Raw genomic sequence first — 13,702 nt, 5'->3', positions numbered from 1 at the left:
TCCGGTCATCATCGGCGGCGTGCGCGCCGCAGTGCTGCAGGTCATTGCCACGCAACCCTGGCGGCGTACACGGCCGACGTCGGGCTGGGCCGCTACCTGTTCGCCGGCCTGAAGACCAGGGATTACGCCCAGATGCTCGCCGGAGCCATTCTTGTCGCGGTGCTTGCCGTGCTGGCAGAGATCCTGTTGGCTATGTGGCAACGACGTGCACGGCGCAAAGCGAGCCCGGCGGCCCGTGAAAGACAGGATTCGGAGCTGTCCGGCAACGGCAGCCAGGTATAAGGAGAAGATCGAACCATGAGGAAAATGATCCGAACCGGAATCATCGGTTTGGCCGCAATGTTTGCGCTGGCCGGTTGCGGCTCCGGTGATCCACTGGATTCCGGGGAGTCCTCAGCATCCGGGAAGGGCGAGCCGATTGTCATCGGTTCACAGGACTACTACTCCAGCGAAATCATTTCTGAAGTCTATGCCCAGGCACTGGAGGCCGAGGGCTACAGCGTGGACCGCCAGTTCCGCATTGGGCAGCGTGAGGTCTATGTTCCGGAGCTGGAGTCCGGAGACATCGATCTTTTCCCGGAGTACACCGGTCCGCTGCTGCAGTACTGGGAGCCGGACACCGAGGCACGTCTGTCCGATGACGTCTATGAGTCATTGAAGAAGGCGGCCCCGGAGGGGCTGCGCGTGCTGGAACAGTCCCCGGCCACCGACCAGGACTCCTACACGGTCACCAAGGAGTTTGCCGAGCGTTGGGGAGTCGAGACGATTGACGACCTGGCCAAGGTCACCGAGCCAATGACCATGGGGGCGAATTCCGAGGCCGAGGAACGCCCCAACGGACCGAAGGGCCTGAAAGAAACCTACGGCGTCGATGTGGGCTTCACCCCGATCGAGGACAGCGGTGGCCCGCTGACCGTCAAGGCACTGAATGACGGTTCCATTCAGCTGGCCATCATCTACACCGCCGACCCAACCATCGCCCAGAACAAGCTGGTGTCGATCAAGGACACCAAGGGGCTGTTCCTGGCCTCCCACGTGGTCCCGCTGGCCAGTGACAACGTGGATCAGGGAGCAGAGGACGTGATCAACAAGGTCAGTGCCGCCATGCAACCCGAGGACCTGCTGAACATGAACCGGCGCAGTGTGGCGGACCAGTTGCCCGCCTCGGAGATCGCCCGAGAATGGCTGCGCAAGGCGGATCTGGGCTAGCTTCCCCTAGGCCACTGTCACAGGCCCTGACGAATCACCCCGCGGGTGGTTCGTCAGGGCCTTATGCGTTGGCCAACGAGCGAACGCGTGAGCCTGTGGCCGCGCTAGCTGCGGGCCTGAACGTCCTGGTCGGCCCCGCGCATGATCTTTTCCAGATCGTCTTCCTCGGGCACCGACAGGTAGCGCTCCAACGAGTCATTGAGCTCGCGCAACCACGGGGTGTGGTGCACGGCCGCCATGGTTCCGGTCATCACCGATGGGTACACCTGATCTCGGTAATTGAGGATGTTGTGCTGCTTGTCGTTCTTCCAGGACAGGAAGATGCGTGAAACCTCATCCAGATCGAACATCGGGTAATCGGTTTGCTCGATCAGATCCCGGATGTAGTCGGCCTGGAAATGAACCTCATCGGCGGCCGATTCCAGGCTGTGAAGCCGATCGAGCCAGGTCTCGATGCTGCGGCGCTGCTCGGCCTTCCCCGGCAGCTGCGCACGCCCCAGGATCACATCGCGCACTTACCACGCCTGGGCGTCAAACATGTTGAACGTGAACCACTGATCCTGCGAGCCGAGGTAGAACAACTTGTTGTTCGCTTCGCTGACCACCCCGCGGTACAGCGTATCCGGGTAGAGGTTGTTGGGGGAGGACAGCGCCAGGTGGGAAGGAAGGAACGGATAGTGGTGCAGGTAGCCGGTACACAGCACCACGGCATCGAAGCGCCGTGATTCGCCGTTGCTGAAGTGGGCGGTGGATCCTTCGAACCGCTCCACCAGCGGCAGTTCCTCCATGCCTTCTGGCCAGTCAAAGCCCATGGGGGCACTGCGGTAGCTCATGGTGACCGAGCGGGCACCCATCTTAAAGGTTTGCACCCCGATGTCTTCGGCAGAGTAGCTCGCACCGATCAGCAGGACATCCTTGTCGGCCAAGCCCTCCGCGCCGCGGAAGTCGTGGGCGTGCAGCAGCTGACCCGGGAAAGTCTCAATCCCCTCAAAGTCGGGGACATTGGGGAAACTGAAGTGTCCGGAACCGACAATCACCTGATCGAATTCACTGGTCTCGGTCGTACCCGATTTCAGGTCCTCAACGGTCAGGGTGAACTTCTGACTGCTTTCATCGAAGTCGACCCACCGTACGATCGTGCTGAAGCGGACAAACTGCTTCACCCCCGACTTTTCGGCGCGGCCGTTGATGTAGTCCCACAGCACAGCGCGAGGCGGGTAGGAGGAAATCGGTCGACCGAAGTGTTCATCAAAGGTGTATTCCGCGAACTCCAGTGCTTCCTTCGGCCCGTTGGACCACAGATGCCGGTACATGCTTGAGTGCACCGCTCACCGTGGCGGTCCAGCCCGGTTCGCCAGGTGAAGTTCCACTGCCCACCCCAGTCATCCTGCTTCTCGAAGCAGACGATTTCCGGGATTTCTGATCCCTTTTTCTTCGCGGATTCGAACGCTCGAAGTTGCGCCATTCCGCTGGGTCCTGCACCGATAATTGCGACGCGTTGTGCCAATAGTACCTCTCCGGCTTAGAGCCTGATCTCATTCGTCGCGCGGCAAACCAAACAAAAAAATTCGACTGATGTTCGCCGCGCGGAAGAACAGGCACCAGCCGCCATCTCGGCTAAACGCAACAAAAAGTGGTCACTTGCCGAGGAAAAATCTCACCAATTCTGGGAGCCAATGTCTTTCAGTCTAGCAGAACTCGGCTCCGCACCTGCGGAAATATGCGCGTGATCCAAGCGGGCGACGCGCTGATCGACGTAGAAATTCCGTGCTGAGTAGGAAATTAACACCCTGCATTTGATAGGCGATCCATGGTATATGGACGAATATTCGGATAATGTTTTGGCGCAAATGTGTGGAATCAGATTACAGAATACGATTGAAATCCAGAACGTGCGGGAGCGCAATGCAGCTAACGAATGCCGGAGAGGTTTAGGCAATATTCCGTACCCGATTCTCAGATGGCACGCTGTCAAATTGGTGACCTGATTTATCACGAATAGCGTCATGCTCCCGGCATCCGGGGCAGGTCTTGCCCTGTGGGCATCCTGGCCCATGTCGCCCGTGCGCCATCTCTTGCTAAGCTCTGCTGCATGGTGGCCTGGGACGAATCAATCGAAGGCGTACTGGTGCTGCCCAACGGCAGCACGGTCCGTGGGCTTCCCAGGCGAATCGCGTTCCAATTGACCCCACCGCCTGAGCTGCTGGTCCGCCTGGCTGGGCGCAGGCCGGTTCAGGATGATCCGCACCAACGATGGATCAAATGGCCGGATTTTCGGGCCCCCACCGACACCGGGCAAGCGCTCAACGAGCTGCGAACGGCGTTCGAGCGCTGCGCCGAGGAGCGGGTGCTCATTAGTTGCCGCGGAGGTATTGGACGTACCGGTACGGCGCTGACGGCCATGGTCATGCTTGCCGGGATGCGTTGCGGGTGCGCCGTCGAGTGGGTGAGGGAACGCTACTCTCCGCGCGCGGTCGAAACCGTGTTTCAGCGTCGCTGGCTGAGTACTGTGGACGATATTTTGTTCGCCTAGGAGCACCGTCGAGCGCGGCGATAAAGTTGGGGGACGGGCCCCAGACCGGGATCGTGAAGCAGCCACGGGTAACGTACGACGAGGAGAAACGGTGAGCGAGCACGGCATGACCAAACGGGACGAACTTCACCCGGGCAGCAGCATCGTGGCGATTCGGGACGAAATTCAGCGTCTTGAGGATCCTCGGATGCGGGCCGTCAATGAAAAGCAGGGCAATGACTTCGGCATCAACCTGACCAAATTGCGGGCGATGGCGAAGACCCTGAAAACGAACCAGGAGCTGGCCGAGGAGCTCTGGCAAAGCGGGGAGAGCACCATGCGGCTGCTGGCGCTACTCATCTGCCGCCCCAAGCCTTCAGCCAGGAGCAGCTCGATGCTTGGCTGCGCGAGGCCAGGGTTCCCAAGGTGCAGGACTGGTTGCTGAACTACGTGGTGAAGAAGGGCAAGTTCCTCGAACCGCTGCGGCAGTTGTGGATCGCGGACCGCGATCCCGTAACTGCCAGCGCAGGCTGGGAGCTGACGGCCCACCAGGTCATCAAGGCCCCACAACTGCTGGACCTTGCAGCCTTGTTGGACACCATCGAGGAGCAGATGGCTGCCGCGCCAGAACGTCTGCAGTGGTCCATGAACACCACACTGGCCCAGATCGGCATCAGCCACCCAGAGCACCGCGAACGGCCCTGGCCATCGGAAACAGGCTGCAAGTCCTAGCCGACTACCCCACCTCCCCGGGCTGCACCTCACCGTTCGCCCCGGAATGGATCAACGAAATGGTGCGCCGCCAACAAGCCGCGGCCCAATAATCCCGGCGCCCCGCATCTGCGGCCTCACCCGTCCCACACATGCAGAAAGGCCCCACCGCAATTTGCGATGGAGCCTTCAGCAATTCACCTGTTGGGAATCGACAGCTAGGCGACGTTCTGTGGCTGGCGGTTGCGATAGCTGAGCTTGGAGACCAGCCAAAGCAGACCGGTCAACCCCAGGGTCAGCAGCAACTGGGTGCGCGCGGTCGCGTCAGTCATTGCAATGCCCACCACGGCCGCCATCGCCGCAATGGTGGCCAACGACAGGTACGGGAAGCCCCACAGGCGCAGCGGCATCTGCAGGTTCTCGCGATCTGCCCGGCGGCGCAGCACGAACTGGGTCACCGCAATGAACGACCAAATCACGATGATGGTTGAGCCGACCACGTTCAGCAGCAGCGGCATGACCGCATCGGGCCAGATCCAGTTCAGGCCCACCGCAATGAACGAGAAGGACACCGACCAGACCACCGCGTTGGCCGGAACACCCTTGCCGGTCACGTGGGTGACTGCGGTGGGGGCCATCTTGCGGGTACCCAGCGAGTAGAGCATGCGCGAGGCGCCGTAGATGTTCGCGTTCATGGCCGAGAGCAGGGCCACCACGATCAGCAGCGACATCATCAGTTCGACCCCGGCACGTGGAGCACCGACAGCACGGCGGCGAACGGGCCCTCGACAACCTCTGGTGAGTTCCACGGCAGCACGGCCACGATCACGATGATCGAACCGAGGTAGAAGAACAGGATGCGCAGCATCACCTGCGAGACGGTGCGCTTGATGTTGCCGGCCGGGTCATCGGACTCGGCCGCCGCGATCGAAACGACCTCGGTACCGCCAAAGGAGAAGATCACGATCAGCAGCGCCGCAGCGATGCCAGCCATGCCGGCCGGTGCGAACCCGCCATGGGCGGTGAAGTTTGCGAAGCCAATGGGCTGGTTGGTGGGGATCACGCCCACGATCACCAGGGCACCGAGCACCAGGAAGGCCAGGATGGCGGCGACCTTGATGAACGCGAACCAGAATTCGAACTTGCCGTAGTTGCCCACACCCAGCAGGTTGATGCCGGTGAACAGCACCACGAAGCTAGTACCCACGCCCACTGGGGGATGCCGGGGAACCAGATCACCAGCATCGCGGCGGCGCCGGTGGCTTCGGCGGCAATCACCACCACCAGCTGGATCCAGTACAGCCAGCCCACGGTGCTGCCGGCACTGCGGCCCAGGGCCTTGTGCGCGAACGTGCTGAAGGCACCGGCGGACGGGTTGGCGGCCACCATTTCGGCGAGCATGGCCATGATGACAATGACAATCGTCCCGGCCAGCAGGTAGGAGATCAGCACGGCGGGCCCTGCGATGGAGATCGCCTGGCCCGAGCCGACAAACAGACCCGCGCCGATGGCCCCGCCCAGGCCCATCATGGAAATCTGGGAGCGGGTCAGACCCGAATGCAGCGCATTGGAGTCAGTGCTCTTGGTGGTGGTCCTGTGTTTCACATCAGCCCCGTTCATGCGTTGACCCCGGACAGTTTGGGAGCCAGGGCGGCCAGCACCCGGTCCACGTCCTCGGCGGTCCCCGAGGAAATCCGCAGCCCCTCGCCCGGGAAGGCGCGCACCACCACACCGCCGGCGTCCAGGGTTGCCTCCAGCTCACTGGTGCCCTCACCGGCCGGTACCCACACGAAGTTCGCCTGGGACGGCACGGCCGGGTAACCGGCGGCGATCAAGCCCTGGTAGAGCCGCTCACGCTGTTCAACGACCTCGTTGATCCGCAGCGCCAGTTCGTCCTCGGCGGCCAGAGAGGCCACCGCCGCGGCCTGGGCCAGGTTGGTCACGCCGAACGGGACGGCGACCTTGCGCAGGTTTTCAGCCACCGGCTCTGGGCTGATCGCGTAGCCGATGCGCAGACCCGCCAGGCCGTAGGCCTTGGAGAAGGTGTGCAGCACGGCCACGTGCGGGTACTTGGCGAACAGGGCCAGCCCGTCGGCGCGAACCTCTGAACGGTCAAAATGCACGTACGCCTCATCGATGACCACCAGCACATTGCGCGGAACGGCGGCGACGAACTTCTCAAGCGCCTCGGCCTCCAGAACGGTGCCGGTCGGGTTGTTCGGGTTGCAGATGAAAATCAGACGGGTGCGGTCGGTGATGGCATCGAGCATGGCCGGCAGGTCATGGCCGTAGTTCTCATCCAACGGCACCTGCACCGGCACGGCGCCGGAAACGCGGACCAGGGAGGGGTAGGCCTCAAAGGAGCGCCAGGCGAACATCACTTCGTCGCCGGGACCGGCGACTGCGTGGATCAGCTGGGCTGCCACCTCCACCGAACCGGAGCCCAGGGTGATGTTCTGCGGCTGGACGCCGTTCTTTTGCGCCAGCGCGGCAATGACGTCTCTCGCCCCCATGTTCGGGTAGCGGTGAATCATTTCCAGCTCGTGGCCCACCGCCTTGACGACCGAGGGCAGCGGAGGGTGCGGAGATTCATTCGAGGAAAGCTTGGAGGCTCCCGGGGCGGCAGCCTTTCCCTGACGGTAGGCAGGTACCAGCTCCAGGCCTGGGCGGTGGTGGATGGTCATGACATTCCTCTCTGAATGGAACATGCGCCCTCCCGGTGGCCGCGGTGGCGGCGGTACGGGCAGTGGCAGGTGGGAAGCGTTTGGACGCGGCCGCGAGACTAGGACATCAACCAGTGCCGGGCCGGGGGATGACTGCCGTATCGGTGCCGCGCGCCAACGCGGACACCAAATGTGGTCGACAGCTGGAATTGCGTGCTCATTCCCCGGATTCTGATCCTCGTGCTTGGCCGTAATTAAAGCCCTGTTCGGTGAACAGGATCACGAACTGTGATGGTAGAAGTCTCATTGCGCCCACTGCAAGTGGTGCGCACCACACTGTGCGAATTGACCAACTTCTGGCTACGGCGGAGGTATTTCACTATACAGACTGTATAGCTAGAACCTGTTAATCTTCCCGGTCTGCCTGAGCCTGGACGAGCGGGAGGGTGCGGCCCTGAAAATGCTCGCGCAGGGCCAGCGCGGAGGAGGTTCGGGCGACCCCCGGCACCTGCGCAATGCGGTCGAAGAATCCTGAAGTTCCGAGGCGTTGCGCGCCACGACCCGCAGCTGCAGGTCAAAGTCGCCGGTGACCGTGTACATGTCCATAATTTCCGGGATGCTGCGCGCCAGGCACCGGTGACCCGCTCGTGTCCGAACTTCTGGTTGATCTCCACGGAGCAGAATGCCACCAGCTGGTATTCGAAACCGGCCGGCTGGATCCGTGGAACGATCGCCTCGATGACCCCGTTGTCCTGGAGTCGGGACAGGCGGCTGGTCACGGTTCCGCGGGCGACCCCCAGCCGACGAGCGCACTCCATGGCTGGCAGCATGGGGGAGTCGGTGAGTAATTGGATCAGCTGGGCATCCAATCGATCAAGTCGCACGGGTCGGTCCTCGCAGTTGGTGGCTTGGGTCTCACCCCAGATTACCGTTCCGGTGGGAAAGTCCTCTCCCGAATAGCGCGTGGGCTGCATTCTCTGCACCGCTCGGTGGGGTCTCTGGCCCTGGTTCAGGGGTGAAGGGCCGCCCCGGCCATATCTCAGTGTCATCCATGGGTTACTGTGACGTAATCTACATATAAGGTGATGGCCGGCTCCGCCAGGCGTAGACGCCTGCGACAAGATCCGCTGATCGAAAGCGGGGGAAGGACTGAGGATGAATCACCAAGACTCCTTGGAATCGGTGCGGGGGATGACGGTGCTGATCACCGGTGCCGCCCAAGGCATGGGCGCCATCTTTGCCCGGACGGCCGCGGCGGAGGGGGCTCAGTCACTGTTCCTCTGGGACATCAAGGAAGAATTGCTGCAGTGCACCGCCGATGAGTTGCGCCAGCAGCACCCGCAGGTGGCAATCCATGCTCAAGTGGTCGACTTGAGCAGTCGCGCATCGATCGAGCGCGCCGCCGAGAAGGTACGCCACCATGGTGGGGTGCAAGTGCTCATCAACAATGCCGGGGTCGTGACCGGCGGAGCCTTCACGGACCAGGAGCCCGACCACATTGAGGCCACCCTTGCGGTGAACACCCTAGCTCCGATGTACCTGGCCTCCCACTTCCTTCCCGGGATGCTGGCCAGCCGCGGCCCGGGGCGGATCCTGACGATCGCCTCGGCGGCGGCCCTGGTCTCCAACCCGAACATGAGCGTTTACGCGGCCTCCAAGGCGGCTGTGTTGACCTGGAGCGATTCGGTTCGTTTGGAGTTGGAGCGGGCCCGGGCACACCAGGTGAAGATCACTTCATTCTGCCCCACTTATGTCTCCACGGGGATGTTCGCCGGGGTCAACAAGATGCTGTTCACGCCGATTTTGTCCCCAGAACAGGTTGCGAGGAAGGCGTGGGAAGCGATGCTGCGTGGCACCCCGATTGTGTTAATGCCGTGGACAAGCAAGCTGGGCCAAGTGCTGCGTGGGCTGCTGCCCACTTCGCTGTGGGACCGGCTGGCCGGAGGGCCGCTGGGAATCTACCGGTCCATGGATGGCTTTACCGGCCGCACCGCCGCTCAGAGCAAAGCCCGACCGGACGGCAGAGGCTGATCCTTGCTGTCCCGGCTCGGTGGGCAGCGATTTTCCCTCAGAGGGTACCGGCCTTTCGGCGTTCTCGGTAGGCTAAGGACTGCGCAGGTCCGGGCCTTGCAGCCCGCGGCCCGATGGCGTCAGGAGGGCTGGCGTTTGTTCAACAGGCCTGTGGTCGGGAAAGCCGGGAGGCAGCAATGGCCCATATCGTTCCAAATATTTGGTGCAACGGCAATGCGCAGGAAGTCGGGGATTTCTACGCAGGGATTTTTCCGCGCACCACCAGTGAGGTTGAGTCGCGGTACCCGAACCAGGGCCTGCTGGACTTCCAGCAACCGTTGGCAGGGGAACCGCTGACGGTCGCCGTTGATGTCAACGGCACAAGGATTACCCTGGTGAACGCCGATGACAATTTTCGGCCCAATCCCGCCATTTCCTTCACCGCCAATTTCCACCCGGCGTTCTTCGGGGGAGATCGGGGACAAACCCAGACCGCGCTGGACCAGGCATGGCAGCGGCTGAGCGAGGGCGGACAGGTCATGATGGAGCTGGACGAGTATGAGTTCAGTCCCGGTACGGGTGGGTGGAGGACGCTACGGGGTGAGCTGGCAGTTGACCCTGGCGGTACAGGGGGAGACGGTGCCCCAGTTCTTGACTCCGTGCCTCATGTTCTGCGGACCGGCCCAGAACCAGGCCGCCGAAGCCGCGGACTTCTACGTGGCCACTTTCAGCGACAGCAAGCCGGGGCAACGCTTCCACTATCCGAGGCCAATCCGCCGGTCACCACGGAGTCGGTGATGTACAGCGACTTCACTCTCAAGGGTCAGACGTTCTCGGCCATGGATTCCGGAGTGGAGATGGCTTTTACCTTCACGCCCGGAGTTTCCCTGGAAGTTGCCTGCCGTGACCAGTTTGAAATCGACGCGCTCTGGGAGGCGCTCTCGGCCGTCCCTAAGGCTGAGCAATGCGGCTGGTTGACCGACAGGTTCGGTGTCAGCTGGCAGATTGTCCCCCAGAACATGGGGGAGCTGATGCAGCGGCCCGGTGCGTTCGAAAAACTCATGGGGATGAAGAAGATTGTGATCGACGAATTCTAGATGCCGTTCTTGACCGATCTGTGAAGAAAGGGAGACTTCCCGGTTCCGGCAGGCGGGCAGAATGGCTAGGGTCCAGCACGCACGGTGCGGCTGGACCCAGCATGACGCCGACCTGAGCGAGTTGTGGCTGACGTCCGGTACTTGAGTCATTTGCGAACAAATGGCTCCCCCATGTGTACCACTCACTTCTAAGTGTTCCTCAAATTGTGGAGAAAACCGTGGTCAGCGGAATATTCACCCCACAAATCACCCCTGTCACCCTCAATGTGACAGAAAGCGCCGACTCAGCGTTGGCGTTGCACTCGCTGCTCATCCCATACCGGGGTGTCGGACTCGTAGATCCGTCCGTCGGCCCCAAACACCCAGAACCGATCGAAGGACCTGGCAAACCAGCGGTCGTGGGTTACGGCCACCACCGTGCCCTCGAAGGCGTTGATGGCGCGTTCCAGTGCTTCCCCGGAATGCAGGTCCAGGTTGTCGGTGGGCTCATCGAGCAGCAACAGGGTGGCACCGGATAACTGCAGCAGCAGAATCTGGAAGCGTGCCTGCTGCCCACCGGAGAGGGATTCGAACTTTTGCTCCGACTGTCCGGCCAGGCCGTAGCCGTCAAGGGCGGCGGCTGCGACTTCGCGGGGCAGCCCGCTGCGGTGCTCGTCGCCGCGATGCAGGATCTCCAGCAGCGTGCGGCCGAACAGATCCGGGCGCGTGTGCGTCTGGGCGAAGTAGCCAGGGCGGATTCGTGCCCCAAGTTTCACCGTGCCCGCATGGTTGACCGGAGCGATCTCGACGTCCGAGACCGGGAGGTGTTCGCGTTCTGGATCAGTGCCACCGGAGGCGAGCAACCGCAGGAAGTGGGATTTGCCCGACCCATTGGATCCCAGAACGGCCACCCGGTCGCCAAACCAGATCTCGTTGCTGAAGGGTTTCATCAGGCCCGTGAGTTCCAGCCGCTCGGCCACCACGGCACGCTTGGCGGTCCGCCCGCCCTTGAGGCGCATCTGCACGTTTTGTTCCAGCGGAATTGCCTGCGGGGGACCGTCCTGCAGGAACTTTTCCAGCCGGGTTTGTGCCGCGTGATAGCGGTTGGCCATGTCCGAACGGAACGCGGCCTTCGTCTTGTACATGTTCACCAGCTCCTTGAGCTTGGCATGCTCCTCGTCCCAGCGCTTGCGCAGCTCTTCGAAGCGTTCGTTGCGTTCGCGGCGGGCCTCGACATAACTGCCGAAGGAGCCGCCGTGCACCCACGCCGTGGCGCCGCTGTGCCCGGGTTCAAGGGTGGCAATCCGAGTGGCGGCGTTATCCAGCAGCTCCCGGTCGTGGCTGATGAACAGCACCGTCTTCGCCGATTCGTTCAGCCGCTGCTCCAACCACTGTTTTCCCGGGACATCCAGATAGTTATCCGGTTCATCAAGCAGCAACAGGTCATCGGGTCCGGCAAACAACGCCTCCAGAACCAGACGCTTTTGCTCACCGCCGGAGAGCGTGGAGGCCAGGCGTCCTGCCGCCGCCTCGAATTCCACCCCCAGAGCGGCCATGCAGACCTTGTCCCAGGCGGTTTCCAGCTCATATCCGCCGGCGTCACCCCATTCGATGATCGCCTCGGCGTACTTCATGTGGACTTTTTCGTCTTCCGACTCCAGCATTTTGGCTTCCAGGGTGGCCACCGCTCGGCAATGGCCGACAGCTGCGGTGTGGCGGTGGAAAGCAGCAGATCCCGCACGGTGCTTTCGTCGCGGACTTGGCCGATGAACTGACGCATGATACCGAGGCTTCCGGAACGGCTGACCGCGCCGTCATCGGCTTTGAGGTCTCCGGCGATGATCTTGAACAGCGTCGTCTTGCCGGTGCCGTTGGGGCCGATCAGGGCCGTTTTGGAACCTTCGGTGACCTTGAAGCTGACCCCGCCAAGGAGTTGTGTGCCGTCGGAAAGGAAGTACTGGATGTCGGATACGTCGATGTGTGCCACCGCTCCATCCTATCGACGCGTCGGCGTCCTTCGTTCATGCGGCCATTGCCTGCGGTGCCATCGCCGGTTGATCGTCGGCGTTTCGGAGCCATCGGGCATGGTTGTCAACATCCATTGACGGCCGTGGCAAGCCGTGTCACCTTTAATTGACAACTTGGCAGAAGGGTACAGGGAAATGAAAACGGATCTGCGCCAGGATGACGGACGGGACCCCATCCGGGAGCTGGGTGACATCGTGGCCCAGAAAAAGGAGCTGGCCCGTCGTGAGGCCGCCGCGGTTCGCAGCGCCCGCACCGCGGGGATGAGCTGGTCGGGGATCGCGACGGTTTTGGGCATCAGCCGACAGGCGGCACACCGGAAGTACGGAAAGAAATAGGGGCCCGGGACGCTTTGCGTCGCCGGCCCGGCGGGTAGACGCGAACGCCCGGAACGACGAGCGTTCCGGGGCGTGAGCCAAAACTGGGTGTGGGAATTAGCTCGTGGCGGTCTTCTTGTTGGCGGCCACGGCGGCGGCGACGGCTACACCGGCCACAACAAGGAACATCAGGAACTTGCGTCCCTTGGAGCCCTTCTTCTGGGTGTTCAAGGCCTTCTGCGCGCGGTTCACGGCATCCTCGACGGAGCTGCGGGTGCGCTTGGCAGCCTTGGAGTTCCCGGTCACGTTGCTGACCAGATTGGCGCCTGCGTCGCTGATGGCCCCAGCATCAACACCGGCAATGGCCTTGCTCCAGCTTTCCTTCAGTTCCTGGGGGATTTCAGTCTTCGCGTTCTTGGCGAGCTTCTTCAGCGACTTCTCGACTTCTTTGAAGCTCTTCTTGGTCTTGGACATACGTTCCCTCTTTCCTTTGGATTCCCCAGCGCTTCCATGATGGGGACACCACGAAAGCTACTGATTACACCCTAGCCAGCGCGTTGTTCCGACTCAAGCAACACCAGCTCATTATGGAAAACTCCCAGTAATCCCGCTGTGGGCGAACACCGGGGGAGACCAAGGCCCGTGTGCCATGGGCCAAATCGGCAGGCGCGAAAGCTCAGTCGCCGGTGAGTTGACGAACCCGGATGCGCACGCTGCTGAGCAGGCAAATCAGCAGCAGCGCGGTGCCGATGGTGGCGCAGATCGCGACCGGGGCGGAAGTCCGCGGACCGTCATAGGCGGCCACGGCAATCCACAGGGCCATCCAGGCGGCGCCGAGGTTCACATAGATCCCCATGGGATTAAAGAACGTCATCGCGCTGACCGCCAGGCAGGTGAGCAGTACCAGCAGCGCGGTGGCCGCATGCACTGGCCGGGCCAGGGCCTCGACACCGAGCGTGGGAACCCAGGCGGTGAAATTCGTCAGGACCATCACCAGCGTCGTGCCGAAGAACAGTCCCATCGTGGCCCGGGTAATCCACCGATCCGCCGAGGTGTAGAGCACCTTGCGGCTGATCCGGCGCAAGATCAGGAACAGATCGGCCAGCAGCAGCAGCCCGATCGCCAGCGCCGCCGCCGAGCTGCCGCGCATCACAGCTGCAGCCACAACCCGGCCAGCAG

General features: G+C 62.3%; 12 protein-coding genes and 6 pseudogenes. 9 read left to right on the top strand and 9 right to left on the bottom strand.

Annotation, left to right across the window (positions count from 1 at the left end):
• Both JCM19049_RS18245 and JCM19049_RS02845 read left to right on the top strand, forming a co-directional pair.
• Positions 1 to 282: pseudogene (locus JCM19049_RS18245) on the top strand (hypothetical protein); the annotation flags it as partial.
• Positions 283 to 339: 57 nt separating this feature from the next.
• Positions 340 to 1,209 (top strand): ABC transporter substrate-binding protein, encoded by an 870-nt coding sequence (locus JCM19049_RS02845; protein ID WP_279402335.1) that lies wholly within the window; start codon positions 340 to 342, stop codon positions 1,207 to 1,209.
• 104 nt (positions 1,210 to 1,313) lie between these two features.
• Here the strand turns inward: JCM19049_RS02845 and JCM19049_RS22110 are convergent, their stop codons facing one another.
• The 3 genes and pseudogenes from JCM19049_RS22110 to JCM19049_RS22100 form a co-directional block, all read right to left on the bottom strand.
• Positions 1,314 to 1,724: a hypothetical protein gene (locus JCM19049_RS22110; RefSeq protein ID WP_306420652.1), complete on the bottom strand. Its 411-nt coding sequence runs from the start codon at positions 1,722 to 1,724 to the stop codon at positions 1,314 to 1,316.
• Complete coding sequence (locus tag JCM19049_RS22105) at positions 1,725 to 2,522, bottom strand: NAD(P)-binding domain-containing protein (RefSeq protein WP_306420651.1); 798 nt, start codon at positions 2,520 to 2,522, stop codon at positions 1,725 to 1,727. It lies immediately after the preceding gene.
• A gap of 104 nt (positions 2,523 to 2,626) precedes the next feature.
• Positions 2,627 to 2,674: pseudogene (locus JCM19049_RS22100) on the bottom strand (hypothetical protein); the annotation flags it as partial.
• Positions 2,675 to 3,247: 573 nt separating this feature from the next.
• Between JCM19049_RS22100 and JCM19049_RS02835 the strand changes: the two are divergent.
• Positions 3,248 to 3,742 (top strand): protein-tyrosine phosphatase family protein, encoded by a 495-nt coding sequence (locus JCM19049_RS02835; RefSeq protein WP_279402333.1) that lies wholly within the window; start codon positions 3,248 to 3,250, stop codon positions 3,740 to 3,742.
• Between the two features lie 106 nt (positions 3,743 to 3,848).
• A pseudogene (locus JCM19049_RS02830) lies at positions 3,849 to 4,545 on the top strand (DNA alkylation repair protein).
• Positions 4,546 to 4,650: 105 nt separating this feature from the next.
• On the opposite strand, the pseudogene JCM19049_RS02825 reads toward JCM19049_RS02830, so the two are convergent.
• From JCM19049_RS02825 to JCM19049_RS18240, 3 genes and pseudogenes are all read right to left on the bottom strand, one after another.
• Positions 4,651 to 5,959 (bottom strand): annotated as a pseudogene (locus tag JCM19049_RS02825) (amino acid permease).
• An 89-nt stretch (positions 5,960 to 6,048) separates the two neighbouring features.
• Complete coding sequence (gene hisC / locus JCM19049_RS02820; protein ID WP_054820738.1) at positions 6,049 to 7,116, bottom strand: histidinol-phosphate transaminase; 1,068 nt, start codon at positions 7,114 to 7,116, stop codon at positions 6,049 to 6,051.
• A gap of 375 nt (positions 7,117 to 7,491) precedes the next feature.
• Positions 7,492 to 7,695 (bottom strand): hypothetical protein, encoded by a 204-nt coding sequence (locus JCM19049_RS18240; protein ID WP_279402332.1) that lies wholly within the window; start codon positions 7,693 to 7,695, stop codon positions 7,492 to 7,494.
• Between the two features lie 555 nt (positions 7,696 to 8,250).
• On the opposite strand from JCM19049_RS18240, the gene JCM19049_RS02815 reads away from it, so the two are divergent.
• The 4 genes and pseudogenes from JCM19049_RS02815 (at position 8,251) to JCM19049_RS18225 (ending at position 10,202) form a co-directional block, all read left to right on the top strand.
• Positions 8,251 to 9,126: an SDR family oxidoreductase gene (locus JCM19049_RS02815; protein ID WP_054820737.1), complete on the top strand. Its 876-nt coding sequence runs from the start codon at positions 8,251 to 8,253 to the stop codon at positions 9,124 to 9,126.
• A 113-nt stretch (positions 9,127 to 9,239) separates the two neighbouring features.
• Positions 9,240 to 9,629 (top strand): annotated as a pseudogene (locus JCM19049_RS18235) (VOC family protein); the annotation flags it as partial.
• A 34-nt stretch (positions 9,630 to 9,663) separates the two neighbouring features.
• On the top strand, positions 9,664 to 9,903 hold the full coding sequence (locus tag JCM19049_RS22095; protein WP_374700218.1) for a VOC family protein: 240 nt from the start codon (positions 9,664 to 9,666) through the stop codon (positions 9,901 to 9,903).
• Positions 9,903 to 10,202 carry a VOC family protein gene (locus tag JCM19049_RS18225; protein WP_374700217.1) on the top strand — a complete coding sequence of 100 codons (300 nt, stop codon included), beginning with the start codon at positions 9,903 to 9,905 and terminating at the stop codon, positions 10,200 to 10,202. The genes JCM19049_RS22095 and JCM19049_RS18225 overlap by 1 nt, the downstream gene beginning before the upstream one ends.
• Before the next feature lie 284 nt (positions 10,203 to 10,486).
• On the opposite strand, the pseudogene JCM19049_RS02805 reads toward JCM19049_RS18225, so the two are convergent.
• A pseudogene (locus JCM19049_RS02805) lies at positions 10,487 to 12,168 on the bottom strand (ATP-binding cassette domain-containing protein).
• A gap of 175 nt (positions 12,169 to 12,343) precedes the next feature.
• On the opposite strand from JCM19049_RS02805, the gene JCM19049_RS02800 reads away from it, so the two are divergent.
• Positions 12,344 to 12,544 (top strand): hypothetical protein, encoded by a 201-nt coding sequence (locus JCM19049_RS02800; protein ID WP_054820736.1) that lies wholly within the window; start codon positions 12,344 to 12,346, stop codon positions 12,542 to 12,544.
• Between the two features lie 96 nt (positions 12,545 to 12,640).
• Here the strand turns inward: JCM19049_RS02800 and JCM19049_RS02795 are convergent, their stop codons facing one another.
• On the bottom strand, positions 12,641 to 12,997 hold the full coding sequence (locus JCM19049_RS02795) for a hypothetical protein (protein ID WP_054820735.1): 357 nt from the start codon (positions 12,995 to 12,997) through the stop codon (positions 12,641 to 12,643).
• Positions 12,998 to 13,199: 202 nt separating this feature from the next.
• Positions 13,200 to 13,702, bottom strand: a 503-nt coding sequence (locus tag JCM19049_RS02790; RefSeq protein ID WP_279402331.1) for a hypothetical protein, incomplete at its 5' end; no start/stop codon positions are given.

Source organism: Arthrobacter sp. JCM 19049, assembly GCF_001310435.1.
Note: the sequence above shows the minus strand (reverse complement) of the source record. Positions and strands in the feature narration are given on the sequence as shown.